We start from the raw sequence: 20,940 nt of genomic DNA on the forward strand, positions 1-20,940 counted from the left end.
CTTTACGCCTCCTTGAAAACCCGCACCACTACCTTAGGCCCCTCTATCTTTGTTATCCGCACTAAAGTCCCCTTGGGCACGAACTCCCCTTCCGTTACCACATCCACCCGCTGGTCGCCGAACCGGGCTACTCCAGCCGGACGGAGATCTGTGATAGCTTCACCAATTGCTCCTATTAACGCTTCTAAGTCTCCTTTGGGCGGAGCCACTTCTGATATGGTACTTTCCAGGACTAGCGCGCGGCCTACACGCGTCTGGGGAAAGAAACGGAAGAGAATTAACAACCCTAGCCCCAATACCAAAATAGCATAAGCCCCCACCGCAAGGCTCTGGGTTCCAAAGGTAAGGTATACAGAAGCCAGGATAAGGGCTATACCCATAGCGCCTGGTATTCCAAAACCTGGCAGAAGCAAGGCCTCTACCAGGAGAAGAAGTACACCTGCAAAAAAGAGAATGATCTCCAGCGCTCCCGACATACCAGCCAGATAGCCTCCGAAAAAGTAAAGGCCCAATAACAAGAGGCCCACGAGAGCGGGGATAAAGGTTCCGGGAGTGAAGAACTCGATTATCAGGAGAAGCACTCCCAGGGCTAGCAAGATTCCAGCCACGCTGGAGCTAGTGAGAAACCGAGCCAGCCGCACCCTGGGGCCGGGATCGAGGTGCTCCGTTTCGGTAGAAAAACCTGCTTGTCGCAGGCCTTCCGGTAAGCTGGGGGCAAGAAAATCGGCCACCTTCACCTCTACGGCCTTATCCGCAGAAAGGGTCAGAGGCTCACCCTTGGCGGAAAGGCCAGGGATCTCCACCTGGGGGTCCACCATGGCCTCTGCCAGCTCCACCGGCCTTCCCCGGGCCTCGGCCACCGCGCGGAACTTGCCCTTAAGGGCGGAGATGATCTTCTGGTCCGCCGCCTGGGGCTGCTGCAGGGGAAGAGCCACTACCGGCAGGGCCGCCCCGATCTCCGAGCCCGGCAGCATGGCGATCTGGCGGCAGGAAAGGGCGATCAAGGCCCCGGCGGAAAAGGCGTTCTGCACCACCGCCAGGGTGGGAAGGGGGGTTTGCAGGATCCGGTCGGAGATGCGGATGGCGGCGTCCACCCGGCCCCCTGGGGTGTCGATGAGGAGGACCACGCCACTCGCCCCTTCCCGTTCGGCGCGGGTCAGGGCCTGCTCCACAAAGACTGCCAAGGCGGGGTCAATCTCCCCCTGGATGGGGACGAGGTAGGTTTTCCCCAGGGCCAGGGAGAGCAGGAAGCATAGGGCAAGGAGCCTTTTCACCGTCCTCATTCTATACGGCTTGGGTGGGGGAGTAGGGTGGGGTATTCTGAAGTTCATGCTGCGCCTGGCGGTGTTGGGCAGTCCCATTGCCCACTCCCTGTCCCCGGCCATGCACCGGTACGCCTTAAGCTCCCTGGGCCTCGAGGGAAGCTACGAGGCCTTGGAAACTCCCCTCGAGGCCCTGAAGGACCGCCTGGAGGAGGTGCGCCGGGAATACCGGGGCGTGAACCTGACCATCCCCCTTAAGGAAGTGGCCTTACCCCTTTTGGACTGGGTGGCCCCGGAGGCCCGGGCCATTGGGGCGGTGAACACGGTGCTTTCCGTGGAGGGGAGGCTTCTCGGCTTCAACACCGATGCCCCTGGGTTTTTGCAGGCCCTGCGGGCCGAGGGGATTCCCCTCATGGGCCCTGCCTTGGTCCTGGGGGCCGGGGGGGCGGGGCGGGCGGTGGCCTGGGCCTTAAGGGAGGCGGGCCTCGAGGTCTGGATCTGGAACCGCACCTGGGAAAGGGCCTTGGCCCTGGCGGAGGAGTTTGGGCTGAAGGCGGTTCCCTTGGAACGGGCCAAGGAGGCCAGACTCCTGGTGAACGCCACCAGCGTGGGGCTTAAGGACCCAGGGGCTACTCCCTTGCCGGCTGAGTTTTTTCCCAAGGAAGGGGCTGTGGTGGACCTGGTCTACCGTCCCCTGTGGACCCGGTTGTTAAGGGAGGCGAGAGAGAGGGGCCTTCAGGTGCAGACCGGGCTTCCCATGCTGGCCTGGCAGGGAGCCTTGGCCTTCCGCATATGGACCGGCCTTCTCCCGGACCCCAGGGGCATGGAGGAGGCGGCCCGCCAGGCCCTGGAGGAGGGGTGAATGGCCTACACCCTGGCGGCCCCGGTGGTTCACGAGGAGATCATTCAGAAAAGCCGCTTCATCGCCAAGGCGGCCCCGGTAGCCTCGGAGGAGGAAGCCTTGGCCTTTTTGGAAGCCCAGCGGGAACCCCAGGCCACCCACAACTGCTACGCCTACAAGCTGGGCAACCTCTACCGCTTTTTTGACGACGGCGAGCCCACGGGCACGGCGGGTAAGCCCATCCTCCACGCCATTGAGGCCCAAGGGCTGGATAGGGTGGTGGTTTTGGTGGTGCGCTATTTCGGCGGGATCAAGCTGGGGGCCGGGGGGCTTGTCCGGGCCTACGGGGGGGTGGCTGCGGAGGCCCTGAGGCGGGCTTCCAAGGTGCCCTTGACGGAGTGGGAGGAGGTGCGGTTTGTGGTCCCTTTTCCCCACCTGGGCCGGGTGCACAGGCTTTTAGCCTCCCGCTCCTGGACGGCTTTGGAGGAGTACCTGGCGGAGGGGGTGCGGTTTCACCTCAGGCTTCCCGCAGAGGAAAAGGAGGCTTTTTTGCAGGAGCTCAGGGACCTCACCCGGGGACAGGTGCGCTGGGAAGGCTAGGGTAGCATAAGGGCGATGCTGCCCCTCTTTGAGCCCAAGGGCCGGGTGCTTCTGGTGGACGGCCACCACCTGGCCTACCGTACCTTTTTTGCCCTGAAGGGCCTCACCACCAGCCGCGGGGAGCCGGTCCAGGCGGTGTACGGCTTTGCCAAGAGCCTTTTGAAGGCGCTAAGGGAAGACGGGGATGTGGTGATCGTGGTGTTTGACGCCAAGGCCCCCTCCTTCCGCCACCAGACCTACGAGGCCTACAAGGCGGGGCGGGCTCCCACCCCCGAGGACTTTCCCCGGCAGCTTGCCCTTATCAAGGAGATGGTGGACCTTTTAGGCTTGGAGCGCCTCGAGGTGCCGGGCTTTGAGGCGGACGACGTCCTGGCTACCCTGGCCAAGAAGGCGGAAAAGGAAGGCTACGAGGTGCGCATCCTCACCGCGGACCGGGACCTCTACCAGCTTCTTTCGGACCGAATCTCCATCCTTCACCCGGAGGGTTACCTGATCACCCCGGAGTGGCTTTGGGAGAAGTATGGGCTTAAGCCTTCCCAGTGGGTGGACTACCGGGCCTTGGCCGGGGACCCTTCCGACAACATCCCCGGCGTGAAGGGCATCGGGGAGAAGACGGCGGCCAAGCTGATCCGGGAGTGGGGAAGCCTGGAAAACCTTCTTAAGCACCTGGAACAGGTGAAACCTGCCTCCGTGCGGGAGAAGATCCTTAGCCACATGGAGGACCTCAAGCTATCCCTGGAGCTTTCCCGGGTGCACACGGACTTGCCCCTTCAGGTGGACTTCGCCCAGCGCCGGGAGCCGGACCGGGAGGGGCTGAAGGCCTTTTTGGAGAGGTTGGAGTTCGGAAGCCTCCTTCACGAGTTCGGCCTGTTGGAAAGCCCGGTGGCGGCGGAGGAAGCTCCTTGGCCGCCCCCCGAGGGAGCCTTCGTGGGGTACGTTCTTTCCCGCCCCGAGCCCATGTGGGCGGAGCTTAACGCCTTGGCCGCCGCCTGGGAGGGAAGGGTTTACCGGGCGGAGGATCCCTTGGAGGCCTTGCAGGGGCTTGGGGAGGTGAGGGGGCTTTTGGCCAAGGACCTGGCGGTGCTGGCCCTGAGGGAAGGGATTGCCCTGGCACCGGGCGACGACCCCATGCTCCTCGCCTACCTCCTGGATCCTTCCAACACCGCCCCCGAAGGGGTAGCCCGGCGCTACGGGGGGGAGTGGACCGGGGAGGCGGGGGAAAGGGCGCTGCTTTCCGAAAGGCTTTACGCCGCCCTTCTGGAGCGGCTTAAGGGGGAGGAGAGGCTTCTTTGGCTTTACGAGGAGGTGGAAAAGCCCCTTTCGCGGGTCCTGGCCCACATGGAGGCCACGGGGGTACGGTTGGATGTGGCCTACTTGAAGGCCCTTTCCCTGGAGGTGGAGGCGGAGCTCAGGCGCCTCGAGGAGGAGGTTCACCGCCTGGCCGGGCATCCTTTCAACCTGAACTCCCGGGACCAGCTGGAAAGGGTCCTCTTTGACGAGCTTGGACTTCCCGCCATCGGCAAGACGGAGAAGACGGGTAAGCGCTCCACCAGCGCCGCCGTTTTGGAGGCCTTGCGGGAGGCTCATCCCATCGTGGACCGCATCCTCCAGTACCGGGAGCTTTCCAAGCTCAAGGGAACCTACATCGATCCCTTGCCCGCCTTGGTCCACCCCAAGACGAACCGCCTCCACACCCGTTTCAACCAGACGGCCACCGCCACGGGGAGGTTGAGCAGCTCGGATCCCAACCTGCAAAATATCCCCGTGCGCACTCCTTTGGGCCAGCGGATCCGCCGGGCCTTCGTGGCCGAGGAGGGGTGGAGGCTGGTGGTTTTGGACTACAGCCAGATTGAGCTCAGGGTCCTGGCGCACCTTTCCGGGGACGAGAACCTGATCCGGGTCTTCCAGGAGGGCCAGGACATCCACACCCAGACGGCCAGCTGGATGTTCGGCGTTCCCCCTGAGGCCGTGGATTCCCTGATGCGCCGGGCGGCCAAGACCATCAACTTCGGCGTCCTCTACGGCATGTCCGCCCACCGGCTTTCGGGAGAGCTGGCCATCCCCTACGAGGAGGCGGTGGCCTTCATCGAGCGGTATTTCCAGAGCTACCCCAAGGTGCGGGCCTGGATTGAGAAAACCTTGGCAGAAGGACGGGAACTGGGGTATGTGGAAACCCTCTTTGGCCGGCGGCGCTACGTGCCCGACTTGGCTTCCCGGGTGAAGAGCATCCGGGAGGCAGCGGAGCGCATGGCCTTCAACATGCCGGTGCAGGGGACCGCCGCGGATTTGATGAAACTGGCCATGGTGAAGCTCTTTCCCAGGCTTCAGGAGCTGGGGGCCAGGATGCTTTTGCAGGTGCACGACGAACTGGTCCTCGAGGCTCCCAAGGAGCAAGCGGAGGAAGTCGCCCAGGAGGCCAAGCGGACCATGGAGGAGGTGTGGCCCCTCAAGGTGCCCTTGGAGGTGGAGGTGGGCATCGGGGAGGACTGGCTTTCCGCCAAGGCCTAGGGGTCGTGGGGTATAGTCGTTCCCATGAGGCGTTACTTCGGCACCGACGGGGTGCGGGGGGAGGCGGGCAAGCACCCCCTTACCCCCGGGTTTGTCCTTAAGCTTGGCCAGGCGGCGGGGGCCTATCTTCGCAAGGCGAGCCCCAGGCCCGTGGTCCTCCTGGCCAAGGATACCCGGGAGTCCAGCGATCTTCTGGAGGCCGCCTTGGCGGCGGGGCTCATGAGCCAGGGGGTCAGGGTGGAACACCTGGGGGTGCTCCCCACCCCGGGGGTGGCCTATCTCACGCGGCACCTTAGGGCCAGCGCCGGGGCCATGATCTCCGCCAGCCACAACCCTTACCAGGACAACGGCATCAAGTTTTTCGGGCCCGAGGGCGAGAAGCTTCCCGACCCAGCGGAGGAGGAGATCGAGGCCCTTCTGGAGGAGGAGCATCCCACGCGGGGCATCGGTACCGTGGGGGATTTCCGGGAGGCGGAGAGGATGTACCTGGACTTCCTCCTGGCCCATGCTCCCGACCTTTCGGGCCTAAGGATCGGCCTGGACCTGGCCCACGGGGCTACCTACCGCCTGGGACCCAGGCTCTTCCAGCGGGCGGGGGCCGAGGTGATGGCCTTCTTCAACACCCCGGATGGCCGGAACATCAACAAGGCCTGCGGTTCCACGCACCCCGAGGCCCTGGCCCGCTTTGTGGCGGAGCTGGATCTGGACCTGGGCATCGCCTTTGATGGGGATGGGGATAGGGTGCAGTTCATAGACCGAAAAGGACGGCTTTTTCACGGGGATCATATCCTCTACCTCACCGCCCTGGCCTTTCAGGAAAAGGGGGTGGTGGGAACGGTGATGAGCAACATGGGCCTGGAGGTGGCCCTGAAGGAGAAGGGTCTGGCCTTCCACCGGGCGGCGGTGGGGGACCGGTACGTTTTGGAGATGATGAAGGAAAAGGGGCTTTTCCTGGGCGGGGAACCCTCGGGGCACGTGATCTTCCTCAAGCACCACACCACGGGGGATGGCCTCCTCACCGCCCTCCTCACCCTCAAGGCCCTAAAGGTCCTGGGAGGGGACCTGGCGGATTGGTACGAGGCGTTGCCCATGTACCCCCAGGTGCTCTTGAACGTGCGGGTTTCCGACAAGAACAGGATCATGGCCCACCCCCGGCTGAAGGAGGCGGTGGAGGAGGCGGAAGGGAGGCTTGGGAGCTTTGGCCGGGTGAACGTGCGCCCCTCGGGGACCGAGCCCGTGGTGCGGGTTATGGTGGAGGCCAAGGAAGGGGCGGAAGAGGTGGCGAGGAAGCTGGCCGATTTGGTCTCCCGCCTGGACCGGGAGTAATCTGAGGGTGGTGAGCTACGGAAGGGCCCACCTCGAGGAGCGCCTTAAGCGGGCGCTGGCTGAGGCCATTGGTGGCCTGGAAGACCCTAGGCTTTTCCTCCTTACCGTGGAGGCGGTGCGACTTTCCCCCGATGGCCGGGTGCTCACGGTGTACGTGGAGGCCTTCAGCGACGAGGAGAAAGCCCTTCTGGCCTTAAGCCACGCGGAGAGAAGGCTCCTTTCCGAGATCGCCCGTAGGGTGCGCTTACGCCACCTGCCTCGTCTGGAGTTCGTGCCGTGGAGAGCGAGACCCGCATAAAGGTGCGTTATGCGGAAACCGACCAGATGGGGGTGGTCCACCACTCCGTCTATGCGGTGTACCTGGAGGCGGCCCGGGTGGAGTTTTTGGAGAAGGCAGGCCTGCCCTACCACCAGGTGGAGGCCCGGGGGGTGTTCTTCCCCGTGGTGGAACTGGGCCTGACCTTCCGTGCCCCGGCCCGCTTTGGGGAGGAGGTCCTGGTGCGAACCCGCCTGGCCCACCTTTCCCGGCGGGATCTTCTCTTTCGCTACCGGGTGGAGCGGGAGGGGACGCTCTTGGCGGAGGGCTTTACCCGGCATCTATGCCAGGTGGGGGAGAAGGCTGGCCGCATTCCGGAAGACATCTACCAAGCCTTGAGTGTGCTACACTTAGGGTAGCATTGTGGGCATGAGCCACGACCCCTTTACGCTTTTTGAGCGGCACATCAATCCCGGCTTGGCAGGGTTGCTTCGTTTCACCGGTCTGGACCGGATCGAGTCCCATGCCGAAGGTCCCTACGTCTGGGACACCACGGGCAAGCGCTACCTGGACTTTTTGGGCCTCTACGGCACCCTGAACCTGGGCCACCGCCACCCCAAAGTGGTGGAGGCCGTCAAGGCCCAGCTTGAGCGCATGCCCATGTCCGTGCGGGTCCTGATTTCCGAGCCCACGGCGAGGCTTGCGGCCAGGCTGGCGGAGATAACGCCCGAAGGCCTGGAAATGGTCTTCTTTGGCAACTCCGGGGCGGAGGCGGTGGAGGCGGCCATCAAGCTGGCCCGGGCTTATACGGGGAAGCCGGGCATCGTCACCACCCAGGGGGGATTCCACGGCAAGACCATGGGGGCCCTTTCCCTTACCCCCAAGCCCGAGTATCAGGATCCGGCCAAGCCCCTTCTTCCCGGGGTGAAGGCGGTGCCCTATGGGGACCTCGAGGCCCTGGAAGCAGCCATAGATGAGGAAACCGCCGCGGTGATCGTGGAGCCCATCCAAGGGGAAGGGGGAATCCGGGTGCCCCCGGACGGCTACCTGAAGGGGGTGCGGGAGCTTACCCGGGAAAAGGGCGTCCTCATGATCGCCGATGAAGTGCAGACCGGCCTCGGGCGCACGGGGAAGCTCTTTGGGGTGGACTGGGAGGAGGTGGCCCCCGACCTCATGACCCTGGCCAAGGCCTTGGGGGGCGGGGTGATGCCCATCGGGGCCTGCGTGGGCCGGAGGGAGGTCTTTGAGATCTTCAAGCAAAACCCCCTCTTCCACTCCTCCACCTTTGGCGGTAACCCCCTGGCGGCGGCGGCGGCCTTGGCAGCCATCGAGGTCACCCTGGAGGAGAACCTGCCGCAAAGGGCCCTGGAGATGGGGAGCTACCTGATGGCGGGGCTCAAGGAGCTTAAGGCCCAGTATCCTCACCTTATAGAGGACGTGCGGGGCCGAGGCCTGATGCTGGGCGTGGAGTTCACCGATGCCGACATCGGCGCCTTGGTGGTGGCGGAGCTGGCGGAAAGGGGGGTGATCACCGCCTTCGGGCTCAACAACCCCAAGGTGGTGCGCCTCGAGCCTCCCCTCATCATTGGCAAAGAGCACGTGGACGAGGCCCTTTCGGCCTTCTCGGAAAGCCTTAAGGCTACGGAGAAGGCCCTGGAAGGCCTCTTGGGTTAGAATGCGGGAAACCTTACTGGAGTTTTTCAAAAAGACCGGCAGGCCCCACCGCCTGGAGGAGATTCTCAGGCGCTTTGGGTTGGAAAAGCGAGAGGCCAAGGCCTACCTTAAGGCCCTGGTGCGGGAAGGGTTGCTGGAGAAGAAGGGAAGCCAGTACTTCCTCCCCGCCCGGGTGCAGGGACCCATCAGCCTCCACCGGGATGGGTATGGCTTCGTGCGCCTTTCCGAAAAGGACCTCTTCATCCCGCCCGGCTACACCCAGGATGCCTGGCCCGAGGATCTGGTGGAGGCCCGCATCATGCCTCCTGGCCGGGACGGGAAGCCCTGGGGGGTGGTGGAGCGGATTCTCAAGCGGGCCCGGGAACGGGTGGTGGGTACCCTGGATTTCCGCAAGGGGTATGCGGTCCTCTTACCGGATGAGCCGGGTCTGCCCGAGCTCAGGCTTCTTCCCGAAGGACTCCACGGCCTCAAGCGGGGAAGCCGGATCGTGGTGAAGGTGCACTACGACCGGCGCCCTTACGGGGAGTTTTTGGAATACCTGGGGGAGGGGGACGCCCCGGAGACGGAAACCGAGGCGGTGATCGCCAAGTACGGCCTAAGGGCCGAGTTTCCGGAGGAGGTGCTGAAGGAAGCGGAGGCCATTCCCCTGGAGATCCCCGAGGCGGAGCTGAAAGGGCGGCAAGACTTCCGGGGCCTTCGGGTCTTCACCATCGACGGGGTGGACGCCAAGGACTTTGACGACGCCATCCACGTGGAGCGCCTTCCCAAAGGGTATCGCATCGGGGTGCACATCGCCGACGTTTCCCACTACGTCAAAGAGGGTAGCGCCCTGGACCAGGAGGCCTTTCTAAGGGGGACCAGCGTCTACCTGCCGGGGCGGGTTCTGCCCATGCTCCCCGAGAGGCTTTCCAACGGGGTGTGCTCCCTGAAGCCTCACGAGGACCGGCTGGTCCTCTCCGTCCTGGTGGAGCTGGATGAGGACCTCGAGGTGAAGCGGGTGCGCTTTGCCGAGGGGGTTATCCGGAGTGTGGCCCGGATGACCTACACGGAGGTGGAGGCCTTCGCCGAGGGCTTTGGCCTGCCTGAGGAGCACGCCTTCTTGGCCGAGGATCTAAACCTCCTCCTGGACCTTACGCAAAGGCTCAGGCAAAAGCGCCTCGAGGCGGGGTCCCTGGACTTTTCCTTCCCCGAGGTGAAGGTGGAGGTGGAAGACGGCACCCTCCACCTCATCCCCCAGGAGGAGCCCAAGGCGAGAAGCCTCATCGAGGAACTCATGCTCCTGGCCAACCGGATGGTGGCCGAGCACCTGGTGAACAAGGGGCTTCCCGGGCTCTTTCGGGTACACGAGGAGCCCTTGGAGGAAGCCTACGGGAAGCTCCGCACGGCTTTGGCCCGGCTGGGGTATACCCTGCCGGAGAAGCTTTCCTCCAAGGCCCTGCAACGGGTTCTCCTCGAGGCCAAGGGCCGGCCGGAGGAGCCCGTGGTGGCCAACCTGGTCCTGCGCTCGTTGCGTTTGGCTCGGTACGCTGCGGAGAACCTCGGGCATTTCGGGCTGGCCATGGAGCACTACCTGCACTTCACGAGCCCCATCCGCCGCTATCCGGACCTGGTGGTGCATCGGGTGCTTAAGGCCATCCTTCGGCGGAGCCTTACCCCAGCCAAGAAGGCCCGCTGGCAGGAAACCTTTCCCGCCATCGCCGAGCACGCCTCGGAGATGGAAAGGAAGGCGGAGGCAGCGGAGCGGGAACTCACCAAGTACTACATGGCCAAGTGGGCGGAGCTTCACCTAGGGGAGCGGTTCGTGGGCAAGGTGACCGGGGTGGCCAGCTTTGGCGCCTTCGTCACCCTGAAAAACGGGGTGGAGGGCTTGGTGCGCCTCGAGGCCCTGGGCCCTTACACCTACAGCGAGGAGGCCCTGGCCCTTCTGGGTCCCAAGGACAAGAGGATCCGCCTGGGGGACGAGATGGAGGTGGTGATCGCCGCCGCCAACCCGAGGCTCCGGCAGATCGACCTCCTGCCTTACCGGGGGGAGGAAAAGAAGGAAGCTTCCAGGGAAAAAACCCTGGTGAAGAAGGGAAAGGCAAAGGAGGAGGAGATGCGCAAGGTGGTAGGACCGCCTACGGATAAAAGCCGCGACAGCCGGCCCGAGCGGGCCACGGTGAACACCGTTTACTTCGGTGAGTGGGCTCCCAGGGAGGAAAAGGCCGGGATGCACCGCCCGGTGGAAACCAGGGCCAAGAGGCGGCGTAGGCGCCGCTGATGCCATCCCACCCTGACGAGGCCAGGGTGGGGGCCCCGGTAACTCCCTTGCCCAGGCCTTCTCCTGGAACCCCTATGGGCATGATATAGCGAGAAAGGGCATGCCATCGCCTGGGGTTTAGCCGAGAGGAGTGGGGAAAACCAGGGTGCCGGCCCCCACGGCGGAGAGGGTGGGGGCCTCGAGGTCCAGGCGGTAGGCCAGGACCTGGCCCTTCCGGCCAGAGAGGAGGGGGCTCAGGCTCGCCACCACCTCCACGGCGTCCACGCGGGTGGGATTCCCTCCCAAAAAGGCCAGGGCGGCTTCCGGCTCTCCCTGGGCAAGCCTTTCCAGAAGGCCTAGGTCCCGTCTCCTGGCCTCCTCCGCCAGGGGGCGGGAGAAGGGCTTGTCGCCAAAGCGGGGCCCCACGTGGGAGAGGTCCACCGCTAGGACCACAAGGCCGGGGTGGTCCTTGAGGACCATCTTCAGGGCTTCCCCCAGCTCGGGGCTTCGCCGGGCGACCAGGAGGGGAAGGACCCTGGCCCGGGGGAAGGTTCCCTTGAGGAAGAAAAGGGGTAGCTCCAGGCTGTGTTCCTCCCGGAAGGCCAGGGGGGTGTTGAAAAGCTCGTAAGGCAGGAGGGCGTCCAGGGCCTGCAGGGCCGCAAGGTCGGGCTCCGCAGGGCCAAAGGGGGTCTGGAAGGGAACGGGAAGGCCGGCGGCCTTCTCCTTGAGGGGCCGGTGGGCCACCCCCACCAGGTAGATCCGCTCCGGCTCTGGGGTTCCTTCCAAGGCGGCCAGGGCGGCTCCGTAGGCCTCGGGCACCCGGCTCGGCTCCAGGTGGGGAAGCAGGAGAATGGAGGGGCCCCCTTGAGGCCTTGGCCCCGGGAAGCTGGCCCGGAAGGCCTCGAGGAAGGCCCGGGCCTCCCTTTCCCCTTGGGGGTAGGAAAGCCCTGCCAGGCGCATGGGGCGCTCTTTCCTTAGGCTTTCCTCCTCCTCCCTTAGGCGCCTTTCCACCGTTTCCGTAAGCACAAGCCCCGCCTCCTCCAGGGCCTTGAGCAAGTCCTCCAGCTCCTGCCTGGGCACCAGGACCCCATGGGCCTTGAAGACCTCCTCCTGGACTTCTTCCAGGGTTTTTCCCTCCATCAGGGAAACGAGAAAAAGCCCCCCTTCCGTGAGGGCCACGGGCTTGGGGAAGATCCCGTAGGGGTCGCTGAGGAGAAAGCCCCCTTCCACCGGGGTGATCTGGGGTTCACGCAGGCGTATTCGTTCCATCGCCCTTCCAATATAGGAGAAAGGCCCTGGCCTCTTCCCGGGTGCGCACCCTTCCCTCCGCCTGGGCCAGAAGGAGGGCCTCCAGTGCTCTTCCCACCTGGGGACCGGGCTTGAGGTCCAGAAGGGCCATCACCTCCTCCCCGGAAAGAAGGGGGCGTTCGGGGAGGGGCTCGGAGAGGGCTTCCCGGTAGGCCTCCAATACCTCCCAGGCTTCCTTCTCCACACCTTTCGTGCCCAGGCGGTCCGCTGCCATGAGGTAGGGAAGGGCGGGAAGGTGGTCGTGGCGGCGGAAGTAGAAGCGGCGAAGGGCCGGTTTTCCCTCGGGAGGGCGGTCCATGTGCCGCCGCACCAGGGCCTTGGCCCTCTCCACCGTTTCCTTTGGAAACCGTAGCCATTCCAGGGAAGCCCCCGTCACCTCGGCCCCTACCTCCGCATGGCCGAGGAAGCGGAAGCGGCCCGCTTCCGGGTCAAAGCGACGGGTCAGGGGCTTGCCCACGTCATGGTAAAGGGCGGCCAGCCGGGCCTCCAAGGGGGCCTCGGGCCAAAGCCAGGCCAGGTGGAAAAGCACGGAGAGGGTGTGCTGCCAGCCATCCAGATGGTGGACGCCCCCCTGCTTAAGACCCACCAGGAGACGGAGCTCGGGAAGGTAGACGTCCAAAAGGCCCGTGCGCTCCAGCAGGTGAAGGCCCCAGGCCGCCCTTGGGGAGAGGAGGAGCCGGCTCAGTTCCTCCTTCACCCGTTCCCGGGCAGGAAGGGCCTCGGGGTGGGCCTGGAGGAAGCGGGCATGGCGGGAAAGGGCGTCTCGGGTTTCCCCGGGCAGGCCAAGGCCCAGGCTGGCGGCCAGGCGCACCGCGCGGAGGCTTCGGAGATGGTCCTCGTAAAGATTGGCCTCCCGTACGGGAACCAGCACCCTCCTGTTCAGATCCTCGTCCGCTCCACGGATGCCGAGGATGCGGTTTTGCCTCCAGAAAAGAGCGTTAAGGCGGAAGTCCCGCTTGAGGAGGTCTTCCTCCAAGCTCCCCTCCAAGGGGGAGAAGTCCAGGACGAGGCCACCTGTGACCAGGCGGTACTGGTCCCGCTCCTCGTCCAAGGGGAACAGGGTGCCCCCTAGGTGGCTTTGGGCATCCTGTGCCGCCTTCCTTGGGTCCTCCGCCACGAAGTCCAGGTCCTGCGGCCTCCTCCCGAGAAGGAGGTCCCTTAGGGCACCCCCTACGGGGATGGCCCCCTTGGGGGTATAAAAGGGGAAGTCCCTATGGGCGATCGGGCGAAGCACCCCATCATTATCGGCATCACCGGGAACATCGGAAGCGGCAAGAGCACGGTCGCCGCTCTCCTAAGGTCCTGGGGCTACCCGGTCTTGGACCTGGATGAGCTGGCGGCACGGGCCAGGGAGAACAAGAAGGCGGAGCTTAAACGGCTTTTCCCGGAGGCCTTTGCGGGCGGGGAGCTGGACCGCAGGGCGCTGGCCCAGCTGGTCTTTTCCGACCCGGAAAGGCTTAAGGCCCTCGAGGACCTCCTCCACCCCGAGGTGCGGAGGCTTTTGGCCGAGGAGCTGGCCCGCATCAAAGCCCCCTTGATCTTCCTGGAAATCCCCCTGCTTTTTGAGAAGGGGTGGGAGGCCCGTCTGGATGGAACCCTTTTGGTGGCGGCTCCTGTGGAGGAACGGGTGAGGCGGGTGGTGGCGCGCTCCGGGCTTTCGCCGGAGGAGGTCCTGGCCCGGGAAAGGGCCCAGATGCCCGAGGAGGAGAAGAGGAAACGGGCCACCTGGGTTTTGGAGAACCAAGGAGGGCTTAAGGAGCTGGAGGAGGGGTTGAGGGAGATCCTGGCCCGGATCCAGGAGCGTTTTGGGCTAAGCTAAAGGGCATGCGGGTGGCCTTGGTATCGGGGGCGAGCCGGGGGATTGGGGAGGCCATCGCCCGGCTTCTCCACGCTAAAGGGTACAGGGTGGGGCTTTTTGCCCGGGATGAAGGGAGGCTTAAGGCCTTGGCCTCGGAGCTGGGGGAAGGGGCCATGGCCTTGCCCGGGGATGTGCGCTCCTTTGCGGACTGGCAGAAGGCGGTGGCGGGCCTCTTGGAGGCTTACGGCCAGCTGGACCTCCTGGTCAACAACGCCGGGATTGGCGTGATGAAGCCCGTGGCCGAGCTCAGCGAGGAGGAGTTCCGCCAGGTTTTGGAGGTGAACCTGGTGGGGCCCTTTTTGGGCCTCAAGGCAGCTTTGCCAGCCCTCTTGGCCTCGAGGGGGGTGGTGGTGAACATCGTCAGCCTGGCGGGCAAGAATGCCTTCAAGGGCGGGGCTGCCTATAACGCCAGCAAGTTCGGGCTTTTGGGCCTCATGGGGGCGGCCATGCTGGAGCTCCGGGAGGCCGGCGTGCGGGTGGTGAATATCCTGCCAGGCTCGGTGGACACGGGCTTTGCCGGCAATACCCCGGGAGCCTCCTGGAAGCTTTCCCCTCTTGATGTGGCCCAGGCGGTGCTTTTCGCGGCGGAGATGCCGGAAAGGGCTATGGTGAGCGAGATAGAGCTCCGTCCCACCCACACTGCCCCCAAGGTGGGCTAAGCTAAGGCCATGGCCTTGCCCAAGAAGCTTCAGGAAGCCCTGGATCTGATTCGGGCCATGCCCAAGGAGCTCAAGGCCCAGGTGCTTCTGGAATACGCAAAAAAGGTGCCCACCCCGCCTCCTGGGGTGGAGCTGGAACGGGTTCATGAATGCCAGACCCCCTTCTTCCTGAGGGCGGAGGTGGAGGGGGGAAGGGTTAGGCTTTACTTCTTCGTCCCCGATGAAGCCCCCACGGTGAAGGCCTTTGCGGGTCTTCTGAAGGAGGGCCTCGAGGGGGAGCCCCCTGAGGCGGTGCTTTCCGTGCCCCCCACCTTCTACCGGGGAGCGGGGCTAGAGGAACTCCTCACCCCCTTACGGCTAAGGGGCCTCGAGGCGGCTCTCTTGCGGCTCCAAGGCCAGGTGGAAAGGGTTCTTTCCTAGCCCATGTTCGTAGCCCTTCTCCTTGGGTACTTCCTGGGAAGCTTGCCCATCGCCTACTGGTTTGGAGCCCTTCGGGGAAGGAACCTCCTTCAGGAGGGATCGGGCAACCCCGGGGCCTTGAACGCCTACCGGGTGCTGGGGCCGGTGCCGGGTTTCATGGTTCTCCTCCTGGACCTCTTCAAGGGAATCCTGGCGGTGGCCCTGGGGGAGGGAGTGGGGGGAAGCCCTCTGGGTGGCCTTGCCGGGGGCGTGGGGGCGGTGTGGGGGCATGCCTTTTCCCCCTGGCTCCTCTTCAAGGGGGGAAAGGGCTTGGCCGTGGGGGCTGGGGTGCTCTTTGCCGTGGATCCCCGGCTTCTCTTCCTTTCCCTCCTGCTTTTCGCTACCCTCTTCGCCCTTTTCCGAAAGCCCTACCGGGTGGCCCTGGCCGTGGCCTTGGCCCAGCCCTTCCTAGCCAGCGTCCTGCACCCCGCTCCCGCTTACCTCCTTTTCGGGTTGGGGCTTGGCCTGCCCGTGGCCTTACGCCACCTCAAGGACTGGCACCGCTAGTCAGTAGGGGAGGGGCCAGGTGCGGAAGTAGTTGCGGATCCTTCCCCAAAGGCCCACCAATCCGAGAGGTTCCAGGATCAGAAAGGCCAGGATGAGGAGGCCGAAGACCACGTTGCGCCAGGCGGCCAGGGTGGCGGCGTACTGGGGGCCAAGGGATCCCACCAGGCTGTTTAAGACCTCGGGGATGAGGAGGACGAAGAAGGCTCCCAAAACCGCCCCCAGCACCGTGCCTGCCCCGCCCACGATGACCATGGCCAGGTACTGGATGCTCACCGTGAGGGGGAAGTACTCGGGGGTTACCGCCTTGTAGAGCTGGGCCAGAAGCCCCCCGGCCACCCCGGCGTAGAAGGCGGAGAGGGCGAAGGCCAAGAGCTTTACCCGTACCAGGTCTACCCCCGCCACCCGGGCGGAGAGGTCGTTATCCCGCACGGCCATGAAGGCGCGGCCCGCCCGGGTCATGAGGAGGCGCTTGCCGTAGAAGAACAGGGGTAGGGCGAACACGAGCACCAGGTACCAGAGCCTCCCAGGGGTGTCCAGGACGAAGCCGCATAGCTCGGCAGGGGGCAAGGTACGCCCCCGTATGCCCCCCGTGACCGCTTCCCAGTTTTTGAAGACGTAATCCGCTAGGAACTGGAAGGCCAGGGTGGCGATGGCCAGATACACCCCCTTGATACGCAAGGAGGGAAGGCCCAGCACGAGACCCAAAAGGGCGGCAATGCCTCCTCCGAGGAGGATGCCCACAGGAGCCAAGGGGCCATAAAGGTGGCTTGCAGCGTACGCTCCCACCCCCATGAAGGCGGCGTGGCCCAAGGAGATCTGCCCCGCACCCCCCACCAGGAGGTGGAGCCCCAAGGCGCTTAAGGCCCCGATGGCCACCAGGGTGGTCACGTACATGGGATAGGGGGGAAGGAGGAGGGGAAGAAGAAGGAGGAGAACCAGGAAAACCCCCAGGGCCAAACGCCCCAGGGGTGTGCTGGCATAGGCTTCATCCTGCCGGTAGGTTTCCCGCACCGAACGGGCAAAGCAGCGGCTAAAGGCGTCGGTAAGCTGTTTGGCAAGGCGGTACATCCTAGACCTCCTGCACTTCCAAGGTGGCCTCGAGCCTCCCTTCCCCCTCGAGGTAGCGGATGGGGAGCACCACCTCCACCCGTCCCCCGTCCCCGTAGAGGGCCTGGATCACCGGGCCGTAGCGGGCCTCCACCACCTGGCGCCGGACCTTGCGGGTGCGGGTGATCTCCTCGTCGTCGGGGTGGAGCTCCTTGGGGAGGATGGCGAAGCGCTGGATCTTCAGCTTGTCGGGGAGGGTTTTGTTCACCATGCGGATTTCCTCGGCAATCAAGGCCTTGACCTCGGGCCTTTCCGTGAGGGACAGATAAGTGGTAAACGGGATGCCCCGTTTCCTGGCCCAGTTCTGCACGTTTTCCGGATCCAGCTCGATGAGGGCGGTGACAAAGGGTCTTCCGTGCCCCAGCACCACGGCCTCGCGGATATAGGGGGAGTATTTCAGGCGGTTTTCCAGAAACTGTGGGGCAAAGCGGGTCCCATCCGCAAGGGCACCCACCTCCTTAACCCGGCCCAGGATCACCAGATGCCCCCGCTCGTCAAAGAAGCCCGCATCCCCGGTGCGGAAGAAGCCTTCCTCGGTGAAGGTTTCCGCGGTGGCCTTTTCCTGGCGGAAATAACCCTGGAAGACCTGGGGCCCTTTCACCAGGATCTCTCCTTCCTCGCTGATGCGTACCTCCGTACGGGGGAGAGGGGGGCCCACGGTTTCCGGAGGGGCATCCCCGGTGGCGTGGGCGGTGGTGGCGGCGGCGGTTTCCGACTGGCCGTAGACCTGGCGGATGTCCAGGCCTAAGGCGCGGAAGAAGGTGAACACCTCTGGGCCCAAGGGGGCTCCTCCGGTGACGGCGATGCGGCAGGCGGCAAGGCCCAGCCTGGCCCTGAGGGGCCTGGCGATCAGGGGATAGAAGAGGGCCCGCTTGAGGTTGAGCCAAAGGCCCACCCTCTCCCCCCGGAACTCCCGCCTCGCCCCCTCCAGGAGAGCTCCCATCCCCACCCGGTAAAAGAAAGTCTTAAGGAGGTCGGCGTCCGCCATGCGGCTTTGGATGAGGCTGGCCATATCCTCCCAAAGCCTCGGAGGGGCCAGGAAAAAGTCGGGCTGGACCTCCTTAAGGTCCTCCCTTAAGGTGGTGGGGTCCTCGGGAAAGTGCACGGTGGAGCCCTCCACCAAGCCCTGCACCACGGTGAGCATCTGCTCCCCGATCCAGGGAAGGGGTAGATAGCTGAAGACCCAGGCTCCCTTCTGGAACCCCAGGGCTTGGCCCACGGCAAAGTGGCCAGCGAGAAGGTTCTGGTGAGAAAGCATGGCCAGCTTGCTCCTTCCCGTGGTGCCGGAGGTGGGGGCGAGGAGGGCGGTGTCCTCGGGGCGGCGCTTTTTCAGAGCCTCTTCCCCCACCTTGGGATCCCCGAAGGCCTGGCTAAACCGGAGCACCTTGCCCTGGAAGTGGCGGGACATTCCTGCTTCCTCCCAGACCAGGACGAAGTCCACCAGGTGCAGGTGGGGATAGACCTTGTCCAGCTGCTCCTCGTCGGAAACCACGATGCCCTTGGCCCCGGTGAACTCCAGGAAGTAGCCCACCTCCTCGGGCATGGCGTCCGCGTAGATGCCCATGGGAAGGGCTCCTAAGGTTTGGGCGGCCAGCTCGGCCTCCACCCACTCAGGAGCGTTATGCCCCAGGATGGCCAGGACCTCCCCTTCCCGAAGGCCCAAGGCCCAAAGCCCCCCTGCGAGGCTAAGGGTACGCTCCAAAAGCTCCTTCCAGGAGGTTTTCTGCCAGACCCCAAGCCGCTTCACCCGTAAAGCGGGGGCGTGGGGCCTTTCCTTGGCGTGGTGGTACAGGTAAGCAAGAAGCGTTCCTTCCATAGTGCCTCAAACCTGCCCCAGGTAGGCTTCTGCCACCTTGGGATCCTGGCGCACCCCTTGCGGGGGGCCATGGTAGAGAACCTCCCCGTAGGAGAGGACCAGGACCCTATCGGAGAGCTCCAAGACCGCCCTCAGGTCGTGTTCCACCCAGAGGAGGGTTACCCCCCATTCCTCCCGGGCGTCCAGGAGGAAGCGGGCGAGGTCTTGCTTTTCCTCCAGGGAAAGCCCGGCCATGGGCTCATCCAGGAGGAGGAGCTTGGGCCGGCTGGCCAGGGCCCGGGCCACCTCCACCCGCTTCTGCAGGCCGTAGGGAAGCATCCCGGCGGGGGCGTGGCGGAAGGGGGAGAGGTGGAGGTAGTCCAGAACCTCCTCGGCCCAGGCCCTGAGCCGCCATTCCCGTTCGGCCCGGGGTAGGGCGAGAGGATAGGAGGGAAGGGCCAGCTCGGCTCCCAGCTTCACGTTGTCCAAAACGCTCATGCCCCGGAAGATCTCCAGGCCCTGGAAGGTACGCCCCAAACCCATGCGGGACCTCTCCTGGGGGCTTTTCCCCCTGAGGCTTTGGCCCAGGAAGATCACCTCGCCCTTATCGGGCTCATACACCCCGGAAAGTACGTTGAGAAGCGTGGTTTTTCCAGCCCCGTTGGGTCCGATTACCGCAAAGAACTCGCCTTCGGCAACGCTAAACTCCACTCCCGTTAGGGCCTTTACCCCTTTGAAGGAGAGGTGGAGGTTCTTGGCCTCGAGGATCACACCCACCGCTTCCTCCTTCGGTAGCGCTTGGCCTGGCGGAAGCCCACTTCCTCCTTGCCCAGGTAGAACTCCATCACGTCCTGGTCCTCCTGGGCGGTTTTGGCATCGCCTTCAAACACCACCCGGCCCCTTTCCAGCACGTAAACCCGATCCACGATGGCCAGGGCTGCCCGGGCGTTCTGCTCCACCAAGAGGAGGCTTAGGCCTTTCTCCCTCCTCAAGGCGTTTAGGGTGCGCATCACCTCTTCCACCAGCTTGGGGGCTAGGCCCAGGGAAGGCTCGTCCACCACCAGCAGCTTGGGGCGGGTGAGGAGGGCCATGCCCAGGAGGAGCATCTGCTGTTCGCCCCCGGAAAGATAGCCGGCCTGCTCGTGGCGCCTTTCGTAGAGCCGGGGAAAACGGGCGAAGACCTCTTCCATGCCCTCCTTGAGCTCCCGGGGAGAGAGGCGGTGGCCGGCGGCTACCAGGTTCTCCACGGGGGTCAGATAGCGGAAGAGGGGACGCCCCTCGAGGACTGCGGTGAGCCCCAGACCCGTGATGCGCACGGGATCCAGATGGGTGGCCTCCTGGCCGAACAGGCGTACGTGCCCATCCAGCACCCTTCCCTCAAACTTGGGAAGGAGGCCGGCCACCGCCCGCACCAAGGAGCTCTTGCCGGCTCCGTTGGGTCCGAGGAGGGCCACGGCTTCCCCCTCCCTTACCTCCAGGGACACCCCGTCCAGGGCCAGGATCACCCCCCGGTAGACCACCTTGAGGTTTTCTACGGATAGGACCATGCCATTTCCCTCTATATCTTTTCGCTCGGCCATGAGGCTTGGAGGAGGTCTCTATCGGGGCCTCCTTCCTGGCAAAGCCAGGGTAACGGGGTATCACACCCGCTCAATCTGCCGCTCACCCAGTAGGCCATAGGGGCGCACCAGAAGCACCAGGAGTACCACCACGAAGGGCAAGGCCTCGGTGAAGCCGGGGAGGATGGGTTCCAGGTAGCGTTGGGAAAGGGCCTCGAGGATCCCCAAAATAAAGCCTGCCAAAAGGGCCCCACCCACCGAGTCCAACCCGCCCAGGATGGCCACGGGGAAGACCTTGAGGCCCAGGAAGACCAGGTTGGGGCCTACCCCGCTGGCCACCGCCAAAAGGGCTCCCGCCAGGGTGGCCAGGAGGGCCGAGACCCCCCAGACTCCGGCCAGGATCCGGGCCGTGGGGATCCCCAAGGCCAAGGCGGCCACCTCCCTTTCGGAAATGGCCCGTACCAGGATCCCGTACCGGCTCCTCCTAAGGAGCCAGAGGAGGAAGAGGCCCAGAGGCAAGGCCAGGAGTAGGTTCCATAGGGCCCTGGAGGGTACGAACACCTCCCCCAACTGGAAGCCGAGCTGGGGGAGTTCCCCGCTTAGGTACTTGAGATCCGGCCCCCAGACCAGCTGGACCCCGCCGTCTAGGGCTGCGGCCAACCCGATGGTGGCCATGATCACCGCCACCACGTTCCGCCCCAAGAGGGGCCGCACGAAGCCCCGCTCGACCAGGAGGCCGAAGAGAAAGGCCACGGGTAGGGCGGCCAGCATGGCCAGGGGAAGGGGCAGGAAAAGGGCGAAGGTGTAGGTGAGGTAAGCCCCCACCAGCAGGAACTCGCCAATGGCGAAGTTCACCACGCTGGTGGCCCGGTAGACCAGGACGAAGCCCAGGGCTAGAAGGCCGTAGAGGGCTCCGTTACCTAGGCCGCCGATCAGATAGGGTAGAAGGTCAGACATGGGCGTGTTGGAAAGCCCCCGGGAT

The 20,940-nt window shown here is 64.8% G+C and carries 20 protein-coding genes and 1 pseudogene; 12 read left to right on the forward strand and 9 right to left on the reverse strand.

Annotation, left to right across the window (positions count from 1 at the left end; translation table 11 throughout):
* Nucleotides 1-2: 2 nt before the first annotated feature.
* The gene (locus KQ693_RS07650) at nucleotides 3-1,283 is read right to left on the reverse strand and encodes an NfeD family protein (RefSeq protein ID WP_267260819.1); all 1,281 of its coding nucleotides are present in this window, start codon (nucleotides 1,281-1,283) and stop codon (nucleotides 3-5) included.
* Nucleotides 1,284-1,329: 46 nt separating this feature from the next.
* Here KQ693_RS07650 and aroE point away from each other — a divergent pair, with 46 nt between their 5' ends.
* The 8 genes from aroE to rnr are packed head-to-tail and all read left to right on the forward strand — an operon-like array spanning nucleotide 1,330 to nucleotide 10,727.
* Nucleotides 1,330-2,124 carry a shikimate dehydrogenase gene (gene aroE, locus KQ693_RS07655; RefSeq protein ID WP_267260820.1) on the forward strand — a complete coding sequence of 265 codons (795 nt, stop codon included), beginning with the start codon at nucleotides 1,330-1,332 and terminating at the stop codon, nucleotides 2,122-2,124.
* Nucleotides 2,125-2,703: an IMPACT family protein gene (locus KQ693_RS07660; protein WP_267260821.1), complete on the forward strand. Its 579-nt coding sequence runs from the start codon at nucleotides 2,125-2,127 to the stop codon at nucleotides 2,701-2,703.
* 6 nt (nucleotides 2,704-2,709) lie between these two features.
* The gene (gene polA, locus KQ693_RS07665) at nucleotides 2,710-5,211 is read left to right on the forward strand and encodes a DNA polymerase I (protein WP_267262364.1); all 2,502 of its coding nucleotides are present in this window, start codon (nucleotides 2,710-2,712) and stop codon (nucleotides 5,209-5,211) included.
* Between the two features lie 24 nt (nucleotides 5,212-5,235).
* Nucleotides 5,236-6,537 (forward strand): phosphoglucosamine mutase, encoded by a 1,302-nt coding sequence (gene glmM, locus KQ693_RS07670; RefSeq protein WP_267260822.1) that lies wholly within the window; start codon nucleotides 5,236-5,238, stop codon nucleotides 6,535-6,537.
* A gap of 10 nt (nucleotides 6,538-6,547) precedes the next feature.
* Nucleotides 6,548-6,835: a ribosome-binding factor A gene (locus KQ693_RS07675; RefSeq protein WP_015716843.1), complete on the forward strand. Its 288-nt coding sequence runs from the start codon at nucleotides 6,548-6,550 to the stop codon at nucleotides 6,833-6,835.
* Nucleotides 6,814-7,212: an acyl-CoA thioesterase gene (locus KQ693_RS07680; protein WP_038068889.1), complete on the forward strand. Its 399-nt coding sequence runs from the start codon at nucleotides 6,814-6,816 to the stop codon at nucleotides 7,210-7,212. The genes KQ693_RS07675 and KQ693_RS07680 overlap by 22 nt, the downstream gene beginning before the upstream one ends.
* A gap of 10 nt (nucleotides 7,213-7,222) precedes the next feature.
* On the forward strand, nucleotides 7,223-8,467 hold the full coding sequence (locus tag KQ693_RS07685; RefSeq protein WP_267260823.1) for an aspartate aminotransferase family protein: 1,245 nt from the start codon (nucleotides 7,223-7,225) through the stop codon (nucleotides 8,465-8,467).
* A 1-nt stretch (nucleotide 8,468) separates the two neighbouring features.
* Nucleotides 8,469-10,727: a ribonuclease R gene (rnr, locus tag KQ693_RS07690; RefSeq protein ID WP_267260824.1), complete on the forward strand. Its 2,259-nt coding sequence runs from the start codon at nucleotides 8,469-8,471 to the stop codon at nucleotides 10,725-10,727.
* Between the two features lie 117 nt (nucleotides 10,728-10,844).
* On the opposite strand, the gene amrB is transcribed toward rnr, so the two are convergent.
* Complete coding sequence (gene amrB, locus KQ693_RS07695) at nucleotides 10,845-11,975, reverse strand: AmmeMemoRadiSam system protein B (protein WP_267260825.1); 1,131 nt, start codon at nucleotides 11,973-11,975, stop codon at nucleotides 10,845-10,847.
* Nucleotides 11,953-13,248, reverse strand: a complete 1,296-nt coding sequence (locus tag KQ693_RS07700; RefSeq protein WP_267260826.1) for an HD domain-containing protein — start codon at nucleotides 13,246-13,248, stop codon at nucleotides 11,953-11,955. Before KQ693_RS07700 ends, amrB begins: the two co-directional genes overlap by 23 nt.
* On the opposite strand from KQ693_RS07700, the gene coaE reads away from it, so the two are divergent.
* Genes coaE through KQ693_RS07720 form a run of 4 tightly spaced genes read left to right on the forward strand, consistent with a single transcriptional unit; the run spans nucleotide 13,228 to nucleotide 15,497 of the window.
* The gene (coaE, locus tag KQ693_RS07705; RefSeq protein WP_267260827.1) at nucleotides 13,228-13,833 is read left to right on the forward strand and encodes a dephospho-CoA kinase; all 606 of its coding nucleotides are present in this window, start codon (nucleotides 13,228-13,230) and stop codon (nucleotides 13,831-13,833) included. The genes KQ693_RS07700 and coaE overlap by 21 nt on opposite strands.
* Before the next feature lie 5 nt (nucleotides 13,834-13,838).
* Nucleotides 13,839-14,531: an SDR family oxidoreductase gene (locus tag KQ693_RS07710; protein WP_267260828.1), complete on the forward strand. Its 693-nt coding sequence runs from the start codon at nucleotides 13,839-13,841 to the stop codon at nucleotides 14,529-14,531.
* 9 nt (nucleotides 14,532-14,540) lie between these two features.
* Nucleotides 14,541-14,951: a SufE family protein gene (locus KQ693_RS07715; protein ID WP_267260829.1), complete on the forward strand. Its 411-nt coding sequence runs from the start codon at nucleotides 14,541-14,543 to the stop codon at nucleotides 14,949-14,951.
* Between the two features lie 3 nt (nucleotides 14,952-14,954).
* Nucleotides 14,955-15,497, forward strand: coding sequence for a glycerol-3-phosphate acyltransferase (locus KQ693_RS07720; RefSeq protein WP_038068900.1), 543 nt, complete (start codon nucleotides 14,955-14,957; stop codon nucleotides 15,495-15,497).
* Here the strand turns inward: KQ693_RS07720 and KQ693_RS07725 are convergent, their stop codons facing one another.
* The 6 genes and pseudogenes from KQ693_RS07725 to KQ693_RS07745 all read right to left on the reverse strand — a co-directional run bounded on the left by KQ693_RS07725 (nucleotide 15,498) and on the right by KQ693_RS07745 (nucleotide 20,915).
* A complete protein-coding gene (locus KQ693_RS07725) occupies nucleotides 15,498-16,565 on the reverse strand; it encodes a branched-chain amino acid ABC transporter permease (RefSeq protein WP_267260830.1) in 1,068 nt (355 codons plus the stop codon).
* A 1-nt stretch (nucleotide 16,566) separates the two neighbouring features.
* On the reverse strand, nucleotides 16,567-18,420 hold the full coding sequence (locus KQ693_RS07730) for an AMP-binding protein (RefSeq protein WP_267260831.1): 1,854 nt from the start codon (nucleotides 18,418-18,420) through the stop codon (nucleotides 16,567-16,569).
* 6 nt (nucleotides 18,421-18,426) lie between these two features.
* The gene (locus KQ693_RS12980; protein ID WP_416376376.1) at nucleotides 18,427-18,654 is read right to left on the reverse strand and encodes an ABC transporter ATP-binding protein C-terminal domain-containing protein; all 228 of its coding nucleotides are present in this window, start codon (nucleotides 18,652-18,654) and stop codon (nucleotides 18,427-18,429) included.
* Between the two features lie 54 nt (nucleotides 18,655-18,708).
* Nucleotides 18,709-19,089, reverse strand: a pseudogene (locus KQ693_RS12985) (ATP-binding cassette domain-containing protein); the annotation flags it as partial.
* 77 nt (nucleotides 19,090-19,166) lie between these two features.
* Entirely contained in the window at nucleotides 19,167-19,946 is a 780-nt protein-coding gene (locus tag KQ693_RS07740) for an ABC transporter ATP-binding protein (protein WP_054392365.1), read from the reverse strand.
* Between the two features lie 93 nt (nucleotides 19,947-20,039).
* On the reverse strand, nucleotides 20,040-20,915 hold the full coding sequence (locus KQ693_RS07745; protein WP_267260833.1) for a branched-chain amino acid ABC transporter permease: 876 nt from the start codon (nucleotides 20,913-20,915) through the stop codon (nucleotides 20,040-20,042).
* Between the last annotated feature and the right edge of the window lie 25 nt (nucleotides 20,916-20,940).

This window comes from Thermus brevis, from assembly GCF_026427635.1.
GTDB classification, from domain to species: Bacteria; Deinococcota; Deinococci; order Deinococcales; family Thermaceae; genus Thermus; species Thermus antranikianii.

Excerpts from the sequence above, each read along its gene's own strand:
- aroE (WP_267260820.1), top strand. The coding sequence starts at position 1,330 with ATGCTGCGCCTGGCGGTGTTGGGCAGTCCCATTGCCCACTCCCTGTCC.
- KQ693_RS07660 (WP_267260821.1), top strand. The coding sequence starts at position 2,125 with ATGGCCTACACCCTGGCGGCCCCGGTGGTTCACGAGGAGATCATTCAG.
- amrB (WP_267260825.1), bottom strand. The coding sequence starts at position 11,975 with ATGGAACGAATACGCCTGCGTGAACCCCAGATCACCCCGGTGGAAGGG.
- rnr (WP_267260824.1), top strand. The coding sequence starts at position 8,469 with ATGCGGGAAACCTTACTGGAGTTTTTCAAAAAGACCGGCAGGCCCCAC.
- KQ693_RS07710 (WP_267260828.1), top strand. The coding sequence starts at position 13,839 with ATGCGGGTGGCCTTGGTATCGGGGGCGAGCCGGGGGATTGGGGAGGCC.
- KQ693_RS12980 (WP_416376376.1), bottom strand. The coding sequence starts at position 18,654 with ATGGCCGGGCTTTCCCTGGAGGAAAAGCAAGACCTCGCCCGCTTCCTC.
- KQ693_RS07650 (WP_267260819.1), bottom strand. The coding sequence starts at position 1,283 with ATGAGGACGGTGAAAAGGCTCCTTGCCCTATGCTTCCTGCTCTCCCTG.
- KQ693_RS07685 (WP_267260823.1), top strand. The coding sequence starts at position 7,223 with ATGAGCCACGACCCCTTTACGCTTTTTGAGCGGCACATCAATCCCGGC.
- KQ693_RS07740 (WP_054392365.1), bottom strand. The coding sequence starts at position 19,946 with ATGGTCCTATCCGTAGAAAACCTCAAGGTGGTCTACCGGGGGGTGATC.
- glmM (WP_267260822.1), top strand. The coding sequence starts at position 5,236 with ATGAGGCGTTACTTCGGCACCGACGGGGTGCGGGGGGAGGCGGGCAAG.
- KQ693_RS07725 (WP_267260830.1), bottom strand. The coding sequence starts at position 16,565 with ATGTACCGCCTTGCCAAACAGCTTACCGACGCCTTTAGCCGCTGCTTT.
- KQ693_RS07720 (WP_038068900.1), top strand. The coding sequence starts at position 14,955 with ATGTTCGTAGCCCTTCTCCTTGGGTACTTCCTGGGAAGCTTGCCCATC.
- KQ693_RS07715 (WP_267260829.1), top strand. The coding sequence starts at position 14,541 with ATGGCCTTGCCCAAGAAGCTTCAGGAAGCCCTGGATCTGATTCGGGCC.
- coaE (WP_267260827.1), top strand. The coding sequence starts at position 13,228 with ATGGGCGATCGGGCGAAGCACCCCATCATTATCGGCATCACCGGGAAC.
- KQ693_RS07745 (WP_267260833.1), bottom strand. The coding sequence starts at position 20,915 with ATGTCTGACCTTCTACCCTATCTGATCGGCGGCCTAGGTAACGGAGCC.
- KQ693_RS07730 (WP_267260831.1), bottom strand. The coding sequence starts at position 18,420 with ATGGAAGGAACGCTTCTTGCTTACCTGTACCACCACGCCAAGGAAAGG.